This is a genomic window from Wohlfahrtiimonas populi, assembly GCF_002006795.1.
GTDB lineage: Bacteria > Pseudomonadota > Gammaproteobacteria > Cardiobacteriales > Wohlfahrtiimonadaceae > Wohlfahrtiimonas > Wohlfahrtiimonas populi.
Genome location: NZ_MVDN01000001.1, coordinates 45,064 through 64,770, shown reverse-complemented (window position 1 = coordinate 64,770; position 19,707 = coordinate 45,064). Strand labels below are relative to the sequence as shown.

The following is a 19,707-nucleotide window of genomic DNA, read 5'->3' as shown; positions in this document are numbered from 1 at the left end:
TAATATGAAAGAACGAATTATCACAGGTAGCATTATGGCGCTAGTTGCGCTTTTAGCCATTAGATTTTTACCTTCTAATATTTTTCAATTGGTGTTGTTAATTATTTCACTGATTGGTGTTTTAGAATGGAAAAGGATGTTGCCGGTATCAGTTCGTTTACCTTATTTGATGTGTAATACTGTTTTATTGGTCATTGCATATCTGTTTTTGTTCACCAATACATTGTCATTATTATTGATTGTTAATGCTGTAGCAGCTTGTGTATGGTTAATTGTGCCATTGTTGTTATTTATACAAATTAAATCACCTCAGAAATGGTTGGTTTCTAAAGAAGTCACCATGGTTTTATCAACAATCATGTTGTTAGGTTTTTATGTATCCTTGAGTATGTTACATGAATTACCAGGTGGCTACGGTTATGGATTTGTATTGTATGTGATTGGTTTAGTTGCATTAGCAGATAGCGGTGCATATTTTGTTGGCCGTAAATTGGGTAGAAATAAACTTGCGCCTGCAATTAGCCCAGGTAAAACCATTGAAGGTGCATCGGGTGGTATTGTCATTGCAATGATCTTCTCATTGATCATCATGTTATTTTTACCAGCGTCATTCAACGGCTGGCAGAAAGTTGCATTTATATTAATGTCTTTAATTGCAGCGATGTTATCCATTGCAGGTGATTTGTATGAAAGCTTAATTAAGCGCCATGCTGGCGTGAAAGATAGTGGTAATTTATTTCCAGGGCACGGTGGAGTGTTAGATCGTATTGATGGTTTAATTGCAGGCTCTACATTTTTTGCGTTTGGTTTTTATCTTTTTCAAATGAATTTTAGTGCGATATGAAACAAGTTTCAATTTTAGGTGCAACAGGCTCAATTGGATCATCGACATTAACGGTGATTCGTAATAACCCTGCTCAATATCAAGTGCATTCTGTGGTTGCGGATCGCAGTGTGCAGAAAATGTTGGAAATCTGTAAAGAATTTCATCCTAAGTTTGTTGTGATGGCAAATGTTGATGCTGCGAGTGAATTAGAAACGCATTTATTCAGCTTGGGTTTATCGATTGAAGTTTTAGCAGGTGAAGAAGCGATTGCTGAAATTGTGAAAGCGCCTGAAATTGATTTGGTTGTCGCTGCGATTGTCGGTGCCAAAGGTTTTTTGTCTTCATTATCTGCAGTCAAAGCTGGTAAAACAATTTTACTGGCAAATAAAGAGAGCTTGGTGATGGGTGGCTCTTTGTTTATGCAAGCAGTGAAGGATTATGGCGCAACATTATTGCCAATTGATAGCGAACATAATGCATTGTTCCAATCGTTGCCGAAAGATGAGCAGGGTAGAGCAACTTTGGATGGGGTTTCGAAGTTAGTACTAACAGCATCTGGCGGGCCATTTCGCAATACTTCATTGAGCGATATGGCGAAAATTAAAAAAGAAGATGCTTTAAAACACCCGCGTTGGGATATGGGTGCAAAAGTGACAATTGATTCATCAACATTGATGAATAAAGGTTTAGAGTTCATTGAAGCTCATTTCTTGTTCAATATGCCACCTGAAGATATTGATGTTGTCATTCATCCTCAAAGTATTATTCATTCATTGGTGGCATATAAAGATGGTTCTTTATTGGCGCAATTGGGTGAGCCTGATATGACAATTCCTATCGCGCATGCTTTGGGGTATCCTAAACGAGTCTTGTCGGGTAAAAAACCTGTTGATATGACGCAAATGATGGATTTGACATTTGCTCAACCAGATTTAGAGCATTTTCCATGCTTAAGAATTGCAAAAGAGTGCTTAATTAAAGGCAATGCTTATTTGGTGGCTATGAATGCCATCAATGAAATTTTGGTAGAAGCATTTTTACAAGATAAAATCGAATACTTGGATATTCCTAAAAAATTAGAAGAGTTTTTATCTCAGTTGACTGTGTCGAAGCTTAATAGCTTTGAAGAAATCATAGAGTTTGATCAGCTTATTAGACAAGATACAATTGAAAAATTGAAGGCATAATTAATGATTGAATGGTTAGAATCCTTTTTTAGATCCATTGGTGGTTTCATCATCCTGATGGGGCTTTTGGTGACAATACATGAGTATGGTCACTTTTGGGTTGCACGTAAATTGGGTTTTGCTGTGACTAAATTCAGTATTGGATTTGGTAAAAATATTTGGAGTCGACAAGGTAAAGATGGTATTGAATATGCTATAGGTATGATTCCGCTGGGTGGCTATGTCGCTTTTGTAGATGATGAGAAGGATCATTCAGGCCCATTGAATGGCATGCCTTTTAAACAAGGGCAAATATGGCAGAAAACAGCAGTAGTTGCAGCTGGCCCATTAGCAAATATCCTGTTAGCAATTGTTTTGCTGTGGGGATTATTTATGTATGGTGTTCCTGCGTATAAGCCTTATATCGAGGTGGCTGAACAAAATACACCATTTGCAGAGGCAGGTTTTAAAAGTGGTGATTTGATTGTTTCGGTTGATGGCAGTAAGGTCAATAGCTTTGAAATGATGATGCAAAAGATGATTGAGCATCTAGACGATGGGCAGGCAGAAATTATTTATGAAAGAGATGGTAAAACTCGGCAAACTGTATTAGATATTGGTGGTGCATTACAATTAGATGCTAAAACAAATTTATATAAAGAATTGGGTGTTTCATTATATTTACCACCTTTGCCGCCTGTGATTGATGTGATTGTTGCAAATGGTGGGGCTGCTAATAGTGGCTTGGCTGTTGGGGACTTAATTACTAGCATTGCAGGAACACCAGTGGATGAATGGCGTGATCTGTTAAAAGTTGTATCCTCATTAAAAGTTGGTGAAGCAATCAATGTTGAAGTATTGAGAAATCATCAGGTTCAAACATTCAGCATGACACCACTAACAGATGAATCAGGGCAATTAAAATTAGGTATCGCTNCCAGTGGATGAATGGCGTGATCTGTTAAAAGTTGTATCCTCATTAAAAGTTGGTGAAGCAATCAATGTTGAAGTATTGAGAAATCATCAGGTTCAAACATTCAGCATGACACCACTAACAGATGAATCAGGGCAATTAAAATTAGGTATCGCTGTTAACTCTGAGATTTATAAAAATTTGGTTACGAAAGAGCGTTTAGGGCCTATTGATGCTTTTGGAGCAGCCATTACGAAAACAGTAGATGATGGTGCAATGATTTTTAAATTCATTGGACGTATGATTAAAGGTGATTTTCATATTAATACAATGGCTGGCCCTGTGAGTATTGCCAATATTGCAGGGCAAGCTTTGGCATCAGGCTTGGTATTTTTTGTTCAATTAGCAGCATTGTTTAGTATTAATATTGGTTTATTAAATTTATTACCCATTCCAGTTTTAGATGGTGGTCGTTTAGTAGGATTTGGGATTGAGAAAATAATGGGCAAACATCAGTTTCCAGACAGTATCAAGATTAAAGTATTACAAATTGGTGCTGCTATGATGTTTATTTTTATGGCAATTGTTATCGGATATGATGTTGTTCGATGGTTTTAGTCAATAATTAAATGAGTGGTAATTATGCTTCAAATTCTGTATATTGTCGCCTAGTTTGCCTTCTGATTTTATAGTGTTAGAGAATAATAATGGTCCTCAAGAATTGTAAAAAATCGATACTTGCAACAGCGTTGTTTTTAGCAATGCAACTTGTTTATGCACAATCGTATTCTGTACGTGATGTACGCGTTGAAGGTCTGCAAAGACTGAATGCAGGTACTGTATTCTCACAATTAGGTGGGGATGGTAGCGACATTAAACGTGGTAATGTTCAAGATACTATTTCTCGTTTATATGCGACAGAATTATTTGATGATGTCCGCATTAGCCAACAAAATGGTGTATTGGTGATTAATGTCGTTGAAAGACCTGTGATCGATCGCGTATTTGTGAATGGTAACAAGGATGTTTCAACTAAGCAGTTCAAAGATATGCTAAAAATGGCAGGCTTTTCTGAAGGCAAAACTTACAGTGCTGCAAAATTAGCGTCCGTGAAAAATAATTTGCTTAAAGCTTATGAAGAGCGTGGTAAATACACTGCTAAAATGGATGTTAATGTCATTGAACTCCCAAGAAATCGTGTCAATATTGAATTGAATATTTCTGAAGGTAAAACAGCAGAGTTAGCAGAAATCTCTTTCACAGGTAATGAAAATTACGGTGGCAATAAATTAAAGAAACAGATGCAAATTAAAGAATCTGGATTGATGACTTTGTTAACTAAGTCAGATCGTTATGATTCTAAGCGTGCCAATGAAGACATGGAAAGTATTGAAAAGTTTTATCAAGAACGTGGTTATATCAATGCTGAAGTGAATACAAATGTTGCATCTGTCACACCTGATCAAGAAAAAGTATTTGTAGATATCAATGTTCATGAAGGTAACCGTTACCGTGTCACAGACTTTGAAGTTGTGGGCAATACACACGTGCCTTTTGAAGAATTAACTGCATTAGTGGATATTGATAAAGGCAAATACTATAAAAAATCTAAAGTGGATTCAGCTGTTAAAGCGATTCAGGATCGTTTAGGCGATGATGGTTATGCTTTGGCACGTGTGAACGCAATCCCACAAGTGGATGAAGAAACAAAAACAGTTAAAATTTTATTCTCAGTGGATAATGGTGAAAAAATTTATGTTCGCCGTGTAAATATTGAAGGTAACGAGCGTACGCAAGATGGTGTATTCCGTCGTGAAATTCGTCAGATGGAAGGCAGTCAGTTTATTTCAAGTGATGTTGAGCGTTCAAAAGTACGTTTACAACGTTTGCCATATGTTGAAGAAGTCGATGTCGTCACGAATCAGGTGGATTCAGACTTGGTTGACTTAACATATAAATTGAAAGAGCGTAGTGCGGGTAGTATTACATTCGGTTTGAGCTATGGTATGGAATCTAAATTTGGTTTCAATATCAGTTTTGATCAACCAAACTTCATGGGAACAGGTAATCAATTAACTGTATCTGCTGAAACGGATGATGAATCTCAAACATTTAATATTTCTTATACCAACCCTTACTTTACAGATAGTGGTGTAAGTGCAGGTATTTCAGCACATTATAATAAACAAAAAAATAATAATGGTTATACTGCAGATTACTTAATGGATGGTTATGGTTTATCATTCAATTTTGGTTATCCTTTGACTGAGTTTACAAGTTTAGGGGCTAGTATTGGTTATGATCGAGTTAATTTAAAAACAACTCGAGACTCTCCTGTCGAAATTGTAAGTGCATTGGGTGGAAAATGTACACCAAGTACACAGCATTATGGCTATTGTAGTGGCTATGATAATTGGAATAGCTGGAATAGCTGGAATAGCTGGGATAACTGGAAGCCAGTAACTCAGAAAAAGAATTTATTCCGTTTTAGTGCAGGTATTTCACGTGATACACGTGATAGGACAGTTTTTGCAACAGAAGGCTCTGTAAATTCTTTTAATGTTTCAGGGACACTACCAGGCTCTACAGATCAGTTTTATATCTTGTCCGCAAAACACAGTAGCTTCTATCCATTATTCGATGGTGATGATTTTATATTAAATATTCGTGGTGATTTAGCAAAAGGCTATGGTTATGGTAAAACATCGGAGTTACCTTTTTATGAACGCTTTTATTCAGGTGGTTTAAGAACCGTTAGAGGTTATCGCACGAGCACTTTAGGTCCTCGTTATGCAAATGATCAAAGTGCCGGTGGTGATTTGCAAGTGAACGCAACGGCTGAATTGATTATGCGTGTACCAGGTTTTGCAGAAAGTAATAGTTTACGTTGGTCAATTTTCTTCGATGCGGGCCAGGTATATGGCTTGGGTGATCACTTGAAGAAAACTGATATTAATACTGGATATGACAAATTCAAAACTAGTGAGCTTCGTTATTCTGCAGGTGTAAGCATGGCTTGGTTCTCACCGATTGGGCCTTTGGTATTCTCATATGCAAATCCAATTAAATCTAAGTCTTATGACCGTAAACAAAAATTCCAATTCTCTGTTGGTATCCCGTTCTAATTGAGTGAGAGATATCTTTATGACGAAAAATATTAAAGCCATATTATTAATCTTAATTAGTAGTATGGTTTTAAATTTTGCAATAGCACAAGCTACCTCAGTTAAATTTGGTGTNTGCAGGTGTAAGCATGGCTTGGTTCTCACCGATTGGGCCTTTGGTATTCTCATATGCAAATCCAATTAAATCTAAGTCTTATGACCGTAAACAAAAATTCCAATTCTCTGTTGGTATCCCGTTCTAATTGAGTGAGAGATATCTTTATGACGAAAAATATTAAAGCCATATTATTAATCTTAATTAGTAGTATGGTTTTAAATTTTGCAATAGCACAAGCTACCTCAGTTAAATTTGGTGTTGTGGATATGGCTCGTTTGGTCGAAGAATATTCTGGTATCAAAGGTGTTCAAGGGATTTTGCAAGAAGAATTTTCTGCAAAAGATGAAGCATTAAGAGCATTGGCATTGGAAGTAAAGCAAGCTCAAGATTTAACTATGGACATAGATTTAGCAGATGGTACGCGTAAAGAATATGAGCGTAGATTGTTAAACCTAGATCGTGAATATGCTCGTTTAGCAGCTGAGTTTAGGCAAGATTATAATCTTCGTCGCAATGAAGAATTGTATAAGATGCAAAAAGAGATTACAGATACAATTTTGGAATATGCCGAGCAAAACCAATATGATCTGATTTTAGAATCAGGCATGATTTATGCATCCGATAAGTTGCAGCTCACAGATTCAATTTTAGATGTGCTGCGTCAAAAATTAGAGAAATAATATGTTATTGTCAGAAATTTTCGCACATGTTGTTCAACATGTGAATGATCTTGTATTGCAAGGTGATGATGCTTGTGAAATTCAAAGATTGGCAACAATCCAAAATGCTCATCAAGGTGAAATCGCGTTCATCAATAATGTTAAATATCGTCAATATTTGGATGAAACAGAAGCATCTGTTGTGATTTTATCGCCTGATTTAGCGGAAGGTTATCAAGGTAATGCATTAATTACTAAAAATCCTTATTTAGCTTGGGCATATGTTTCTCATTTATTTGATACACGTAGAGCGAGCTTACCTAATCAAATTCATTCTTCTGCAACGATTGCTGAATCTGCCATCATTGGTAAAAATGTTTTCATTGGTGCCAATGTTGTCATTGAAGATAATGTAAAAATTGGTAGCAATAGTGTGATTAAAGCAGGCTCTGTGATTGAAGAAAACACAGTATTGGGCGAAGGATGTTTTATTTATCCGAATGTTACAGTTTGTTATAACTGTGTATTGGGTGATCGAGTGATACTACATCCTGGTGTTGTGATTGGGGCAGAAGGCTTTGGCTTTGCACCTAGTTCTAAAGGTTATGTGAAAATCGCACAAGTTGGTCGTGTAATTTTATCTGATGATGTAGATATTGGTGCTAACAGTTGTATTGATCGTGGCGCAATTGAAGATACATTCGTTGGAAAAGGTACTAAGATAGATAACCATGTACAGTTAGGCCATAATGGTTTAGTGGGTGAAAACACTGTTATTTCAGGATTTACGGGCATCGCAGGTTCATGCACAATTGGTAACAATGTTGTGATTGGTGGCGGTGTTGGTATTAATGGTCATATTAAATTGCACGATGGTGTAATGGTGACAGGCGATACAATGGTGACGCATTCATTAGTAGAACCAGGTGTTTATTCATCAGGCATGCCAGTGACTGATAATCGTACTTGGCGCAGAAACGTTGTGCAACTACAACAAATTGATAAACTCTATCGCCGTGTGAAGGCGTTAGAAAAGAAAATAGACTTTGAAGAATAAGGAAAAGGTGAGATTGTGTCTGAATCTAAAATTATTGATATCAACGAAATTATGAAGTATTTGCCTCATCGTTATCCGTTTTTGATGATCGATCGAGTGTTGGATTATGTAGAAGGTGAAACATTGGTTGCACGTAAAAATGTAACATATAACGAGCCTTATTTTACAGGTCACTTTCCAGTTAAACCTATCATGCCAGGCGTGATGATTTTGGAAGCAATCGCACAAGCAACAGGTATTTTAGCTTATAAAACTGCGGGTGAAGATGCAACGCCAAACTCAATCTATTATTTCGTAGGTATTGATAAAGCACGTTTTAGAAAACCTGTTGAACCAGGTGATACAATGGAAATCGAGGTGAAATTTTTGAAAGCTCGCCGTGGCATTTGGTCATTTGCTGGCGTAGCAAAAGTTGATGGTGCAGTTGTATGTGAAGCAGAAGTCATGTGTATGCGCCAGGAGGCTTTTTAACTCTAATTAATTAGGAGATAAATTATGCCAAACCAAAATTTAATTCATCCAACAGCAGTGATTCATGAAACTGCTGAAATTGGTGAAAATGTTAGCATCGGTCCTTTTTGTATTATTGGAGAAAACAGCAAGATTGGTTCAGGTACTCAACTAATCTCTCATGTTGTGATTGGTGCAAATACTACGATTGGGAAAGATAATACATTTTATCAATTCTCTTCTATTGGTGAAGTGCCACAAGATAAGAAGTTCAAAGAAGGTGACTTTACTGAGCTTCATATCGGTGATCGTAATACGATTCGTGAATATGTATCCATTAACCGTGGTACAACACAAGATGCATGCTTAACGAAGATCGGTGACGATAACTGGATTATGGCAACTTGCCATATCGCTCATGACTGTATTGTTGGTTCAAGAACGATTTTTGCTAACGGTGCATCATTGGCAGGTCATGCGATCATTGAAGATGATGTGATTTTGGGCGGTTATTCCATGATCTATCAGCGTTGTCGTGTTGGACAAGGTGCAATCACAGGGTTCTCATCGGGAATTCATCGTGATGTTCCGCCATTCATTACGGCAGCAGGTTATCGTGCTGAACCTGCGGGTATTAACTCAGAAGGTTTGCGTCGCCATGGTTTTGATGCAGATGCTATTTCTGCGACGAAAAAGGCTTATAAAGCTTTGTATCGCCAGAATTTAACATTGCAAGAATCCATTGATGAAATCAAAGTATTAGCTGCTGATTTTCCTCATTTGCAAAAATTAGTGGATTTTTTAGAAGTCGATACACAACGTGGTATTGTTAGATAATAGAGGTTCTGTGTGAAAGAAGTATCATCATCCCCGACATTTATGATGGTTGCAGGTGAATTATCTGGTGATATTTTAGGTGCAGGATTAATAAAAGCATTGAAAGAAGAGTTCCCTCACGCTGAGTTTTTTGGCGTGGGTGGACCTTTAATGATTGCTGAAGGATTAGAAAGTTTAGCGCCCATTGAAACATTATCAGTGATGGGGCTATTTGAAGTATTGGTTCATTTACCAAAACTATTGCGTTTAAAAGCACAATTGGTGAAAGAAGCCGAAAATCGTATGCCAATCGCATTCATTGGCATTGATGCGCCAGATTTTAACTTAAAAGTTGCGCATTCCATCAAACAGATCGGCATCACAACGTTTCATTATGTTTCTCCATCCATTTGGGTGTGGCGCGAAAAACGTATTTTTACAATTAAAAAATCAGTGGATAAAGTTTTATGTTTATTTCCATTTGAGGTGGATTTATACACAAAACATAGAATGGATGCGACTTGTGTGGGGCATCGTTTAGCAGATGAGATTCCATTAATACCCAATTCCGCTCAGGCTCGACAAACGCTTCAGATCACAGATAAAAATAAAGTATTGGCATTATTGCCAGGTAGTCGAGTGAGTGAAGTTTCAAGATTATTGAAAATTTTCGTGGAAACAGCTCAGTTATTATTAGCGAAAGATCCGACATTAACCGTTGTGATTCCTGCGGCAACTGATCATTTACATGAAACAATTCAACAAGAAATTAATATATTGCCAGAAGAGCAAAAATCATCTTTTATGATTTTAAAAGGTGATTCTCGTTTGGCAATGGAAGCAGCCGATGTTGTGTTATTGGCATCAGGTACTGCAACATTGGAAGCAATGCTATTGAAAAAACCAATGGTTGTGGCTTATAAGTTTTCATCTGTGACTGCTTATATTGCTAAGAAAGTTGTGCGCACACCATTCTTTTCTTTACCCAATATTTTAGCGCGTAAAGAATTGGTGCCAGAAGTATTCCAAGGTGATGTCGTTGCTGATCGCTTAGCGCCAATGGTGATTGAAGCTTTTAAAAAAACAGATGATCCTATGCTCATGAGTGAATATTTAAAAGTTCACGAATCATTGAGATTGGATGCGGATAAAGCGGCCGCACAAGCCATTATTAATAAATTAGTAAAGTCAGTTTAATGCAAATCGATTTATTTCTAACAGAAGATAAAGTGATCCTCATTGCAGGCGTAGATGAAGCAGGGCGTGGCCCTTTATGTGGCGATGTTTATGCAGCTGCTGTGATTTTAGATGAAGATCATGGCATTGAAGGCTTAACGGATTCTAAAAAGATCTCAGAAAAAAAACGTTACATTATTGCAGAAGAGATCAAGAAAAAAGCCAAAGCATGGTGCATTGCATCTGCTTCTGTAGAAGAAATAGATCGCTTAAATATCTTGCAAGCAACATTGCTGGCAATGCGAAGAGCAGTAGCAGGTTTACAGATTGCACCGCACTTAGTACGAGTGGATGGCAACCAAAATCCAAAATTTCCAGCGCAATATCAGTGTAAAACTGTTGTGAAAGGTGATTTACTGCACGAAGAAATCAGTGCAGCGAGTATTTTAGCGAAAACAGCCCGTGATTTATCCATGATCGAACTGGACCAGCAATATCCCGAATATGGATTTGCGAAGCATAAAGGCTATGGTACAAAGGTTCATATGGATGCAATTCAAAATTTAGGTGTTTTAGAAACACATAGACGAAGTTTTGCACCGATTCAAAAAGCTTTGGCAATGCATAAAACATAGAAAAGTAGTAGAATAATTCAGATTTTGTAAAAGTGAGAGCATTATGAATATGCGAGTGATGAATTTTGTTGTTGGTCTATTTGTGATTTTTGGTGTCGTTGCATTGGTTTGGCTCGCTCTAACAGCAAGTAGTACTGATGGCCGTTTTGGTAAGCAAATTACAGTATCAGCAGGTTTTGATAATGTTGGTTCTTTAAAAGTCAAAGCACCTGTGATGATTGGTGGTGTACGCGTTGGTCGCGTGTCACATATTTCGTTAGACCCTGATGATTTTAAAGCAATCGTTGAAATGCGCTTGGATGAAAAATATGAAATTCCTAAAGACAGCGTTGCAATGATTTATACAGCAGGTTTAGTGGGTGAACAATATGTTGCACTTGATCCTGGTGGTGCACCAATGCCATTAGAAAATGGTGATGCTATTCGTTTAACACAATCGGCCATTGTGATTGAGCGATTGATTGGTCAATTCCTAACCTCTATGGGGAATAAAGATTAATCGTGGCTTTGGAAACCTTAGGTGTTATTTTAAAGCGAAGTGCATATCAAGAAGATCGAGTTTTACTCGATCTTTTTACTGAGTGCCATGGAAAAATCTCAGTTTTAGTTAATCGATCACATAAAAGTAAATATTCGGATCAGATTTTCCAACTGGGTAAATGGCATTTGAAAGAAGGTAAGGTTTTCTATTTTTCTGATGATTATGATTCGGTACAGACATCTGCAATTCAAGGCTTGAATATTTGGTCAGGTTATTATTTGAATGAATTATTGGTGCGTTTATTGCCACGAAATCATGCAGATTCAGCACTGTTTACACATTATTGGCGCGCCATAAAAGCATTAGAATTTGGTGATAGCATTTTACAAGAGTGGATGCTTCGTTGCTTTGAACGAACTTTATTGGAATCATTGGGCGTTATGCCAGATTTATGGACAGATAATGATGGTGATGCTTTTGTAGAAAATCTCCTTTATCACTTATGTTCAGAAAGTGGCTTCAGTAAATTCAAAACAAAAACTCATCATTTCCCAATTCTGGGTGACAACATATTATTAATCAATGAGATCACAGATAATAATGACCATGCACTCATTGATAAAGAATTATTACTGATTTATAAGCGCATGATGCGCTATTTATTACAACCGTTATTAGGTAACCAACCTTTACAATCTAAGGTTTGGCTACAATCCCTACATTTAAGACAGCAAGAACGAGAGAAAAGGAGTTCCTCATGATGGATTTTGCCCGCAAACTTTTATTAACCATTCCTGCTGAAACAGCACATAATTTGGCAATCGCAGCATTACCATTATTGCCAGTGCAACAAACTTTGCCAGATGATCCCATTACAGTGATGGGATTAAATTTTAAAAATAAAGTGGGCTTGGCAGCAGGTTTAGATAAAAATGGTGAAGCATTGTCAGCTTGGGCAAAAATGGGCTTTGGTTTTGTGGAAATTGGTACAGTAACGCCATTGCCACAAGCAGGTAATCCTAAGCCAAGAATGTTCAGAATTCCTGAGAAACAGGCAATCATTAATCGTATGGGCTTTAATAATAAAGGTATTGATTATTTATTGCGTAATTTAGAAGAGTATCGTTTAAATACATCAGGTGGCCCATTGATTGGTGTGAATATCGGTAAAAATGCTATTACACCTATTCATAAAGCAACTGATGATTATTTAATCTGCTTAAAGAAAGCTTATCAATTGGCTGATTACATTACGATTAACATCTCATCACCAAATACAAAGAATCTACGTTCATTGCAAGGTAAAGATCAATTGCAACAGCTTTTAGAAACATTGAAAGCAGAGCAAATTGTATTGGCAGAAAAATATCAAAAATATACACCATTGGTTGTGAAGTTAGCGCCAGATATGAGTGAAGAAGAGTTGTTGGAATCTGTTGAAGTGATCAAAGCTGTAAAATTAGATGGCGTGATAGGTACCAATACCACATTGAGCCGCGTAGAAGTACAGGGTTTTGCGAATGCAGATGAAGCAGGTGGTCTAAGTGGTGGTCCATTGACAGAACGCTCAACTCAGGTTGTGAAAACTTTAACAGCACATTTACCAGAATCTATTCCTGTGATTGCAGCAGGTGGCATTATGAATGGTGACGATGCTGTCGAAAAGATTAAAGCAGGTGCAAAGCTTGTGCAAATCTATTCAGGTTTCATTTATGGTGGTACAGGATTAATTGAAGACGTTAATAAAAAATTGCTTGATTATCAATTATAAATAGTTTTTTAAATGGCTTTAGCTTGAGCTCTCTAATCTTTCGTGATATTTATTAAGATACCCAAAAGGTTTCCAATTACGTTTACCACAAGTAAACAGTGTCTTTATCCAAGACGATCTTAATAAATATTGACTAAATTGAAAAATTAGAGAGTACTATGACGGTTCGAAAAATTACAGCCATTGGGTTTATGTTGTTCGCCATTTTCTTTGGCGCCGGAAACTTAATTTTCCCACCTAATGCAGGGTGGTTGAGCGGTGGGAGCTTCACTCCTGCTATTATCGGTTTTGTTATCACAGGTGTGGGTTTACCACTTCTAGGTATTATTGCGGGTTCTTTCTCTGAAGAAGGATTCATTACAGAAACTAAGCGCATCAGCGTTGTCTTCTCTGTCATTTTCATGGTGGCGATTTATCTAACCATTGGGCCGTTTTTTGCAATTCCAAGAACAGCAACAGTGTCATATGAAATGGCATTGGTGCCATTAATTAAAGCAGATGGCGGTATTTTACATGGTCTTTTCCTAAGCATTGCTGAAGGCTTAAAATCAATGTTTTATGCGAATGATGCATCTGTCACTGCATTGGCTATGGTGGGTAAAGTAGGCTTATTCTTCTATACAGTTTTATTCTTTGCATTAGCATTTTGGTTGAGCTATAACCCAACTAAAATTGTTGATCGCGTGGGTCAAATTTTAACGCCAGCATTATTAGTCACAATGATTATCTTAATCATTATCTCATTTGCTAAGTTAAATGTTCCAATTGCAGAAATTGATGAAGCATATCAATTAGCACCATTTGCAAAAGGCTTCGTAGAAGGCTATCAAACAATGGATACGATTGCTGCAGTTGCATTCTCTATCATTGTATTGAAAGCTGTACGAGCATATGGCATTGATAACCAAAAAGACCTATTTAAATATTCTTCATACGCTGCATTAATTGCAGGTGCTGCGTTGGGTATTATTTATATCGCTTTAGGTTGGATTGGTAACCATTTCCCAATTGATGAAGTTGCATTTGCAGCCGCAGGTCAAGATCGTGGTACATACATCTTAACGGAAGTTGCTAACTTAACGATGGGCATGTTTGGTAAAGTCATTTTGGGTATCATCGTTGGTTTGGCATGTTTGACAACAGCGATTGGTTTAATCGTGTCTATCAGTAGCTATTTCCATAGCTTATTACCAAAAATTTCTTATAAGCAATTTGCGATCATTTTCACTTTGATCAGTTTTGGCTTGGCTAACCAAGGTTTGGCACAAATCATTAAAGGTGCAATTCCTGTATTGTTGATTGTTTATCCAATCACAATCACGTTAATTGCATTGATCTTCATTGATAAATTATTAGTGCCATTGGATAGAATTGAATTGCAGATCACAACTTATGTTGTATTGTTTGTGAGCATTTCGACAGTATTCTTCCCAACAGCAAGCTTTGTACAAATGTTGCCATTGAATGATATTTCTATGGGCTGGGTTGTACCTGGCGTGATTGCATTCTTTGCATCCATTCATTTGAATAATAATATTTTACTAAAGAAAACACGAAAAGATCTTACAAAATAAGCTATATATTTTGATATGAGTTAATATGAAAACCCGCAATAAAATGCGGGTTTTTTATTATGTATGATCAAATCTTCACTTTTATAAAATATAAGGTTTTATATTAATTTGGATGAGAATTTGATTATTTAATATTTTATTAATGAATTGATGTAAGGAATCGAGATGACTATTTCTTTTAGCCAGCAGATTTTTAACAGAGTAGAGCCACTGTGGCAATCGTACTTAACACATCCTTTTGTAAAAGGCATTGGTGATGGCACTTTGGATAAAGCAAAATTTATCCATTATATGAAGCAAGATTATATTTATTTAATCGATTATTCACGCTTATTTGCAATCGGTGCATCTAAGGCAAATGATTTATCAACCATGACATTATTTGGTGAATTATTGCATGGCACATTAAGCTTTGAAATGGATTTGCATCGCCAATATGCTGCGAAATTTGGCATTTCCGCTGAAGAATTAGAAGCAACAGAGCCTTCAGCAACAATGACATCTTATACAAGCTACATGTTAAGCCAAGCATCATTGGGTGGCGTTGAAAATACAATTGCTGCTGTATTAGCTTGTGCTTGGAGCTATAACTATATTGGCAACGCATTGGCAGAAAATCCTGCATCGAAAGAGCATGAGTTTTATGGTGATTGGGTGAATACCTATTCTTCATCTGAATTTACAGAGTTAGTGAATAAATGCATTCAGTTGATTGATAAAATTGGTGAAACTGCATCACCTGAAGCAAAGAAAAAGCTAGAAGATATCGTCGTTAACACAAGTTACTATGAATATATGTTCTGGGATATGGCTGAAAAACTCTCTATGTGGGATGTGCCTGTCACTGTATAAATATTTTTGCCAATACTAGATTTTAGTATTGGCTTTTTATAAAAATTCTCTGAGTATTTTGTGATTGGCAGTTTTTTTCGCAAGAGAAGTAGGGTATGATATTGCGCTTCTCTGACCATCTTTATTTGAGAGTAATGTAATGTCCTCGATTATTTCGTTATGTGGTTCACTGGCGCTATCCGACTTTAGATTGGATAAGTTAAGGCAAAATGCGGCAAGATTAAATTTACCGCCCGATATCAATATATCCGCCACTTATTGGTATTTTATAGAAAGCAAACAACCTCTAAACTCATCTTCTGTAGCATCTCTCTCGGCTATTCTAACAGCCACCGAAACAACACCTCCTCAGCTATCTTCTAGCGAACATCTCTTCTTAGTCACTCCTCGCATCGGCACTATTTCATCTTGGGCTTCTAAAGCAACGGATATCGTACACAATTGTGGTTTCAATGATATCTCGCGCATTGAGCGTGGTATTGCATTTGTGTTGAAAGGTGATTTAACAACGGCTGAGTTGCAGGCTTGGTCAGCATTGTTATATGACAGAATGACAGAATCATTATTAACGTCATTCAAAGAAGCAGAGCAGTTGTTTCATCATACAGAAGCACGTACATTTGAATCGATTGATATTCTTGGCAAAGGTATTGAAGCGCTTGTCATTGCTAATAAAACATTTGGTTTTGCATTATCTGAAGATGAAATTGAATATTTGTATGAAAACTATCAGAAATTGGGTAGAAATCCAACTGATGTTGAATTGATGATGTTCGCACAAGCAAACTCTGAACATTGTCGTCATAAAATTTTCAATGCAGACTTCGTGTTGAATGGTGTTCAGCAACCTAAATCATTATTCAGAATGATTAGAGATACGCACGCTAAAACGCCTGAAGGCACAATTGTTGCTTATAGCGATAACTCTTCAATTATTGAAGGTTACACAATTCCTCGTTTTTATCCAACATCACAAAACTGTGTTTATAACTATAATGAAGAATTGACACACATTGTAATGAAAGTGGAAACACATAACCATCCAACAGCAATTTCTCCATTTGCAGGTGCATCTACTGGTGCTGGCGGTGAAATTCGTGATGAAGGCGCAACAGGTCGCGGTGCTCGTCCTAAAGCCGGTTTAACAGGTTTCAGTGTTTCCAACTTGCAGATTCCTAACTATGTTCAATCATGGGAGCAATATGATCAAAATGGTGGCTATGGCAAACCTGATCGTATTAGCAGTGCATTTGATATCATGATGGATGGCCCATTAGGTGGCGCGGCATTTAACAATGAATTTGGTCGTCCAAACTTATTGGGTTATTTCCGTACATTTGAAGCGCCTTATCAAGGTAAAGTGCGTGGTTACCATAAGCCGATCATGATTGCAGGTGGTTTAGGTAACATTCAAGCGAAGCAAGTGGAAAAAGGTATTTTCCCAGCGGGCGCTTTGTTGATTCAATTGGGCGGGCCGGGTTTATTGATCGGCTTAGGTGGCGGTGCTGCTTCTAGTATGGAAACAGGTGCGAATAGCGCAGATCTAGACTTTGACTCAGTACAACGTGGTAACCCTGAAATCGAACATCGTGCACAAGAAGTGATTGATCGTTGCTGGCAGTTAGGCGATGCAAACCCAATCATCTCTATCCATGATGTGGGTGCAGGCGGTTTATCTAACGCATTCCCAGAATTAGTGAATGATTCAGGCAGAAGTGCAATCTTTAATCTTCGCGCAATCCATTTGGAAGAAGAAGGTTTAAGTCCAATGGAAATCTGGTGTAACGAAGCGCAAGAGCGCTATGTTCTAGCAATTTTGCCAGAAGATTTGGATCGTTTCCGCGTATTGTGTGAACGTGAACGTTGCCCATTCTCAATCGTGGGTACAGCGACAGATGATGGCTTATTAAAAGTTAAAGATGAGTTATTTGATAATGAGCCAGTGGATTTACCATTGGATGTATTATTGGGTAAGCCACCAAAAACAACACGCACAGATCATACTGTAGAGAGCCCAATAGTGGCATTCAATGCAGATAAGATTGATCTAGTGGAAAGCACATACAATGTATTGCGCTTGCCAACAGTTGCGAATAAGAGCTTCTTAATCACAATTGGTGATCGTACTGTGGGCGGGTTGACTTATCAAGATCAAATGGTTGGCCCTTACCAAGTACCAGTATCAGACGTTGCTGTCACAGCGATGGGCTTTGATACATTGCATGGTGAAGCAATGACAATGGGTGAAAAAGCACCTTTAGCATTGTTTGATGCGGCAGCTTCTGGTCGTATGGCTGTGGGTGAAGCAATTACTAACATTGCTGCAACTAACATTGGTAAGATGAATAAAATCAAATTGTCTGCCAACTGGATGGCGCCATGTGGTTTAGAAGGTGAAGATGAGAAACTGTATCGTACAGTGGAATCAGTGTCTAACTTCTGTCAATCATTGTCATTATCGATTCCTGTGGGTAAAGATTCATTATCAATGAATACAGTGTGGGAAGACAGTGGCGAGAAGAAATCAGTTACAGCACCTTTGTCATTAGTGATCACAGCATTCGCACCAATTGAAAATATCCGCAAAACAATCACGCCAGAATTACAAAACGTGAAAGACAGCACATTGTTCTTGATTGATTTGGGTAATGGTAATAGTCGTTTAGGTGGTTCTGCTTTAACGCAAGTGAATGGTGAATTGTCTGATGTTTCTCCTGATGTCGAAACAGCAGATTTAGATGGCTTCTTTAAATTGATGCAAACAATGATTGCCAATGATCAAATTTTGGCTTATCACGATCGTGGCGATGGTGGTTTGGTTTCAACGATTACAGAAATGATGTTTGCAGCACAAAAAGGCGCAATATTAGATTTAACATCTGTATTGGCAGCACAAGCAGAATTCTCTGCACATGAATCAGTTGTCAGAGCATTGTTCAACGAAGAGTTGGGTGCTGTATTACAAGTGGATAATCGCTTTGTGGCAACATTAACTGATTTAGCGAAATCATTTGGCATCGAGCATTTAGTGCATTCAATTGGCCAAATTTCAGATGATTACTCATTGGCAATTTCTGCAAGTGGACAATCAATCTTGAATGAACAAGGGATTGCATTACAGAAAGCTTGGTCTGAAGTGAGCTATCACATGCAACGTTTACGTGATAATCCAGTTTCCGCTGATAGCGAATTCCAGTTGATTGTTGAACCTGATTTGAAGAAATTGTTCGCGAAAACGACGTTCAATGTGAATGAAGACATTGCAGCACCATACATCAATAAAGGCGCAAAACCTCGCATTGCTGTATTGCGTGAGCAAGGTGTGAATGGTCAAGTGGAAATGGCGGCAGCATTTACGCGTGCAGGTTTTGAAGCGCAAGACGTTCACATGAGTGATTTAATCACAGGCCGAGTTTCTTTGGAAGATTTCCAAGCATTGGCAGCTTGTGGTGGATTCAGCTACGGTGACGTTTTAGGTGCAGGTCAAGGTTGGGCGAAATCTATTTTATTCAACCAAACATTACATGCACACTTTGCAGCGTTCTTTGATCGTGAAGATACGTTGAGCTTGGGTATTTGTAATGGCTGCCAGATGATGAGCCAATTGTCAGCGATCATTCCAGGTGCTGAGCATTGGGCGCGTTTCGAGCGCAATGCTTCTGAGCAGTTTGAAGCACGCTTAGCATTGGTTGAAGTTGCAAAATCACCATCTATTTTCTTGAATGGCATGGAAGGTTCTGTGATGCCAATCGTTGTGAGCCATGGTGAAGGTCGCGCTGTGTTCCAAGATGATTCAATGAATCATGCGGATGTTGCATTGCGTTATGTGGATGGTTTAGGTCAAGTCACAGATCGTTACCCGTTGAATCCTAATGGTTCACCGAATGCAATCGCAGGTTTAACATCAAAAGATGGCCGTGCAACAATCATGATGCCACATCCTGAGCGTGTTTATAAGCGTGATCAGTTAAGCTGGAAACCTGAAGGTTGGGATGAATTCAGTGGTTGGTACAGAATGTTTGCTAATGCACGTAAATCATTCAACTAATCATTGTATTTGATTGAAAAATTAAGCCGCACTGAGAAATCAGAGCGGCTTTTTTGTGAGT

The 19,707-nt window shown here is 37.7% G+C and carries 18 protein-coding genes; all 18 read left to right on the top strand.

Annotation, left to right across the window (positions count from 1 at the left end):
- Positions 1-4 precede the first annotated feature (4 nt).
- Complete coding sequence (locus BZK16_RS00325; RefSeq protein ID WP_077926922.1) at positions 5-844, top strand: phosphatidate cytidylyltransferase; 840 nt, start codon at positions 5-7, stop codon at positions 842-844.
- On the top strand, positions 841-2,013 hold the full coding sequence (gene ispC, locus BZK16_RS00320) for a 1-deoxy-D-xylulose-5-phosphate reductoisomerase (RefSeq protein WP_077926921.1): 1,173 nt from the start codon (positions 841-843) through the stop codon (positions 2,011-2,013). The genes BZK16_RS00325 and ispC overlap by 4 nt, the downstream gene beginning before the upstream one ends.
- Positions 2,014-2,016: 3 nt before the next feature.
- Positions 2,017-2,940 (top strand): RIP metalloprotease RseP, encoded by a 924-nt coding sequence (rseP, locus tag BZK16_RS00315; protein WP_077926920.1) that lies wholly within the window; start codon positions 2,017-2,019, stop codon positions 2,938-2,940.
- The gene (locus BZK16_RS00310; protein ID WP_077926919.1) at positions 2,933-3,523 is read left to right on the top strand and encodes a site-2 protease family protein; all 591 of its coding nucleotides are present in this window, start codon (positions 2,933-2,935) and stop codon (positions 3,521-3,523) included. Before rseP ends, BZK16_RS00310 begins: the two co-directional genes overlap by 8 nt.
- 89 nt (positions 3,524-3,612) lie before the next feature.
- Positions 3,613-6,030, top strand: a complete 2,418-nt coding sequence (gene bamA / locus BZK16_RS00305; protein WP_077926918.1) for an outer membrane protein assembly factor BamA — start codon at positions 3,613-3,615, stop codon at positions 6,028-6,030.
- Positions 6,031-6,158: 128 nt separating this feature from the next.
- The gene (locus BZK16_RS00300; protein WP_077926917.1) at positions 6,159-6,272 is read left to right on the top strand and encodes a BamA/TamA family outer membrane protein; all 114 of its coding nucleotides are present in this window, start codon (positions 6,159-6,161) and stop codon (positions 6,270-6,272) included.
- 19 nt (positions 6,273-6,291) lie between these two features.
- Positions 6,292-6,807, top strand: coding sequence for an OmpH family outer membrane protein (locus BZK16_RS00295; RefSeq protein ID WP_077926916.1), 516 nt, complete (start codon positions 6,292-6,294; stop codon positions 6,805-6,807).
- A 1-nt stretch (position 6,808) separates the two neighbouring features.
- Positions 6,809-7,843 carry a UDP-3-O-(3-hydroxymyristoyl)glucosamine N-acyltransferase gene (gene lpxD / locus BZK16_RS00290; protein WP_077926915.1) on the top strand — a complete coding sequence of 345 codons (1,035 nt, stop codon included), beginning with the start codon at positions 6,809-6,811 and terminating at the stop codon, positions 7,841-7,843.
- Positions 7,844-7,855: 12 nt separating this feature from the next.
- Positions 7,856-8,314 carry a 3-hydroxyacyl-ACP dehydratase FabZ gene (gene fabZ, locus BZK16_RS00285; RefSeq protein ID WP_077926914.1) on the top strand — a complete coding sequence of 153 codons (459 nt, stop codon included), beginning with the start codon at positions 7,856-7,858 and terminating at the stop codon, positions 8,312-8,314.
- Between the two features lie 24 nt (positions 8,315-8,338).
- Positions 8,339-9,130: an acyl-ACP--UDP-N-acetylglucosamine O-acyltransferase gene (gene lpxA / locus BZK16_RS00280; protein WP_077926913.1), complete on the top strand. Its 792-nt coding sequence runs from the start codon at positions 8,339-8,341 to the stop codon at positions 9,128-9,130.
- Positions 9,131-9,142: 12 nt separating this feature from the next.
- Positions 9,143-10,306, top strand: coding sequence for a lipid-A-disaccharide synthase (gene lpxB / locus BZK16_RS00275; protein WP_233145134.1), 1,164 nt, complete (start codon positions 9,143-9,145; stop codon positions 10,304-10,306).
- Entirely contained in the window at positions 10,306-10,920 is a 615-nt protein-coding gene (rnhB, locus tag BZK16_RS00270; protein ID WP_077926912.1) for a ribonuclease HII, read from the top strand. The genes lpxB and rnhB overlap by 1 nt, the downstream gene beginning before the upstream one ends.
- 43 nt (positions 10,921-10,963) lie before the next feature.
- On the top strand, positions 10,964-11,419 hold the full coding sequence (gene mlaD / locus BZK16_RS00265; RefSeq protein ID WP_077926911.1) for an outer membrane lipid asymmetry maintenance protein MlaD: 456 nt from the start codon (positions 10,964-10,966) through the stop codon (positions 11,417-11,419).
- Positions 11,420-11,421: 2 nt separating this feature from the next.
- Complete coding sequence (gene recO / locus BZK16_RS00260) at positions 11,422-12,162, top strand: DNA repair protein RecO (protein ID WP_077926910.1); 741 nt, start codon at positions 11,422-11,424, stop codon at positions 12,160-12,162.
- Positions 12,159-13,172: a quinone-dependent dihydroorotate dehydrogenase gene (locus BZK16_RS00255; protein ID WP_077926909.1), complete on the top strand. Its 1,014-nt coding sequence runs from the start codon at positions 12,159-12,161 to the stop codon at positions 13,170-13,172. Before recO ends, BZK16_RS00255 begins: the two co-directional genes overlap by 4 nt.
- 158 nt (positions 13,173-13,330) lie before the next feature.
- Positions 13,331-14,746 (top strand): branched-chain amino acid transport system II carrier protein, encoded by a 1,416-nt coding sequence (gene brnQ / locus BZK16_RS00250; RefSeq protein ID WP_077926908.1) that lies wholly within the window; start codon positions 13,331-13,333, stop codon positions 14,744-14,746.
- Between the two features lie 165 nt (positions 14,747-14,911).
- On the top strand, positions 14,912-15,598 hold the full coding sequence (gene tenA, locus BZK16_RS00245; RefSeq protein ID WP_198932419.1) for a thiaminase II: 687 nt from the start codon (positions 14,912-14,914) through the stop codon (positions 15,596-15,598).
- 139 nt (positions 15,599-15,737) lie between these two features.
- Entirely contained in the window at positions 15,738-19,646 is a 3,909-nt protein-coding gene (purL, locus tag BZK16_RS00240; RefSeq protein WP_077926907.1) for a phosphoribosylformylglycinamidine synthase, read from the top strand.
- Positions 19,647-19,707: the final 61 nt, after the last annotated feature.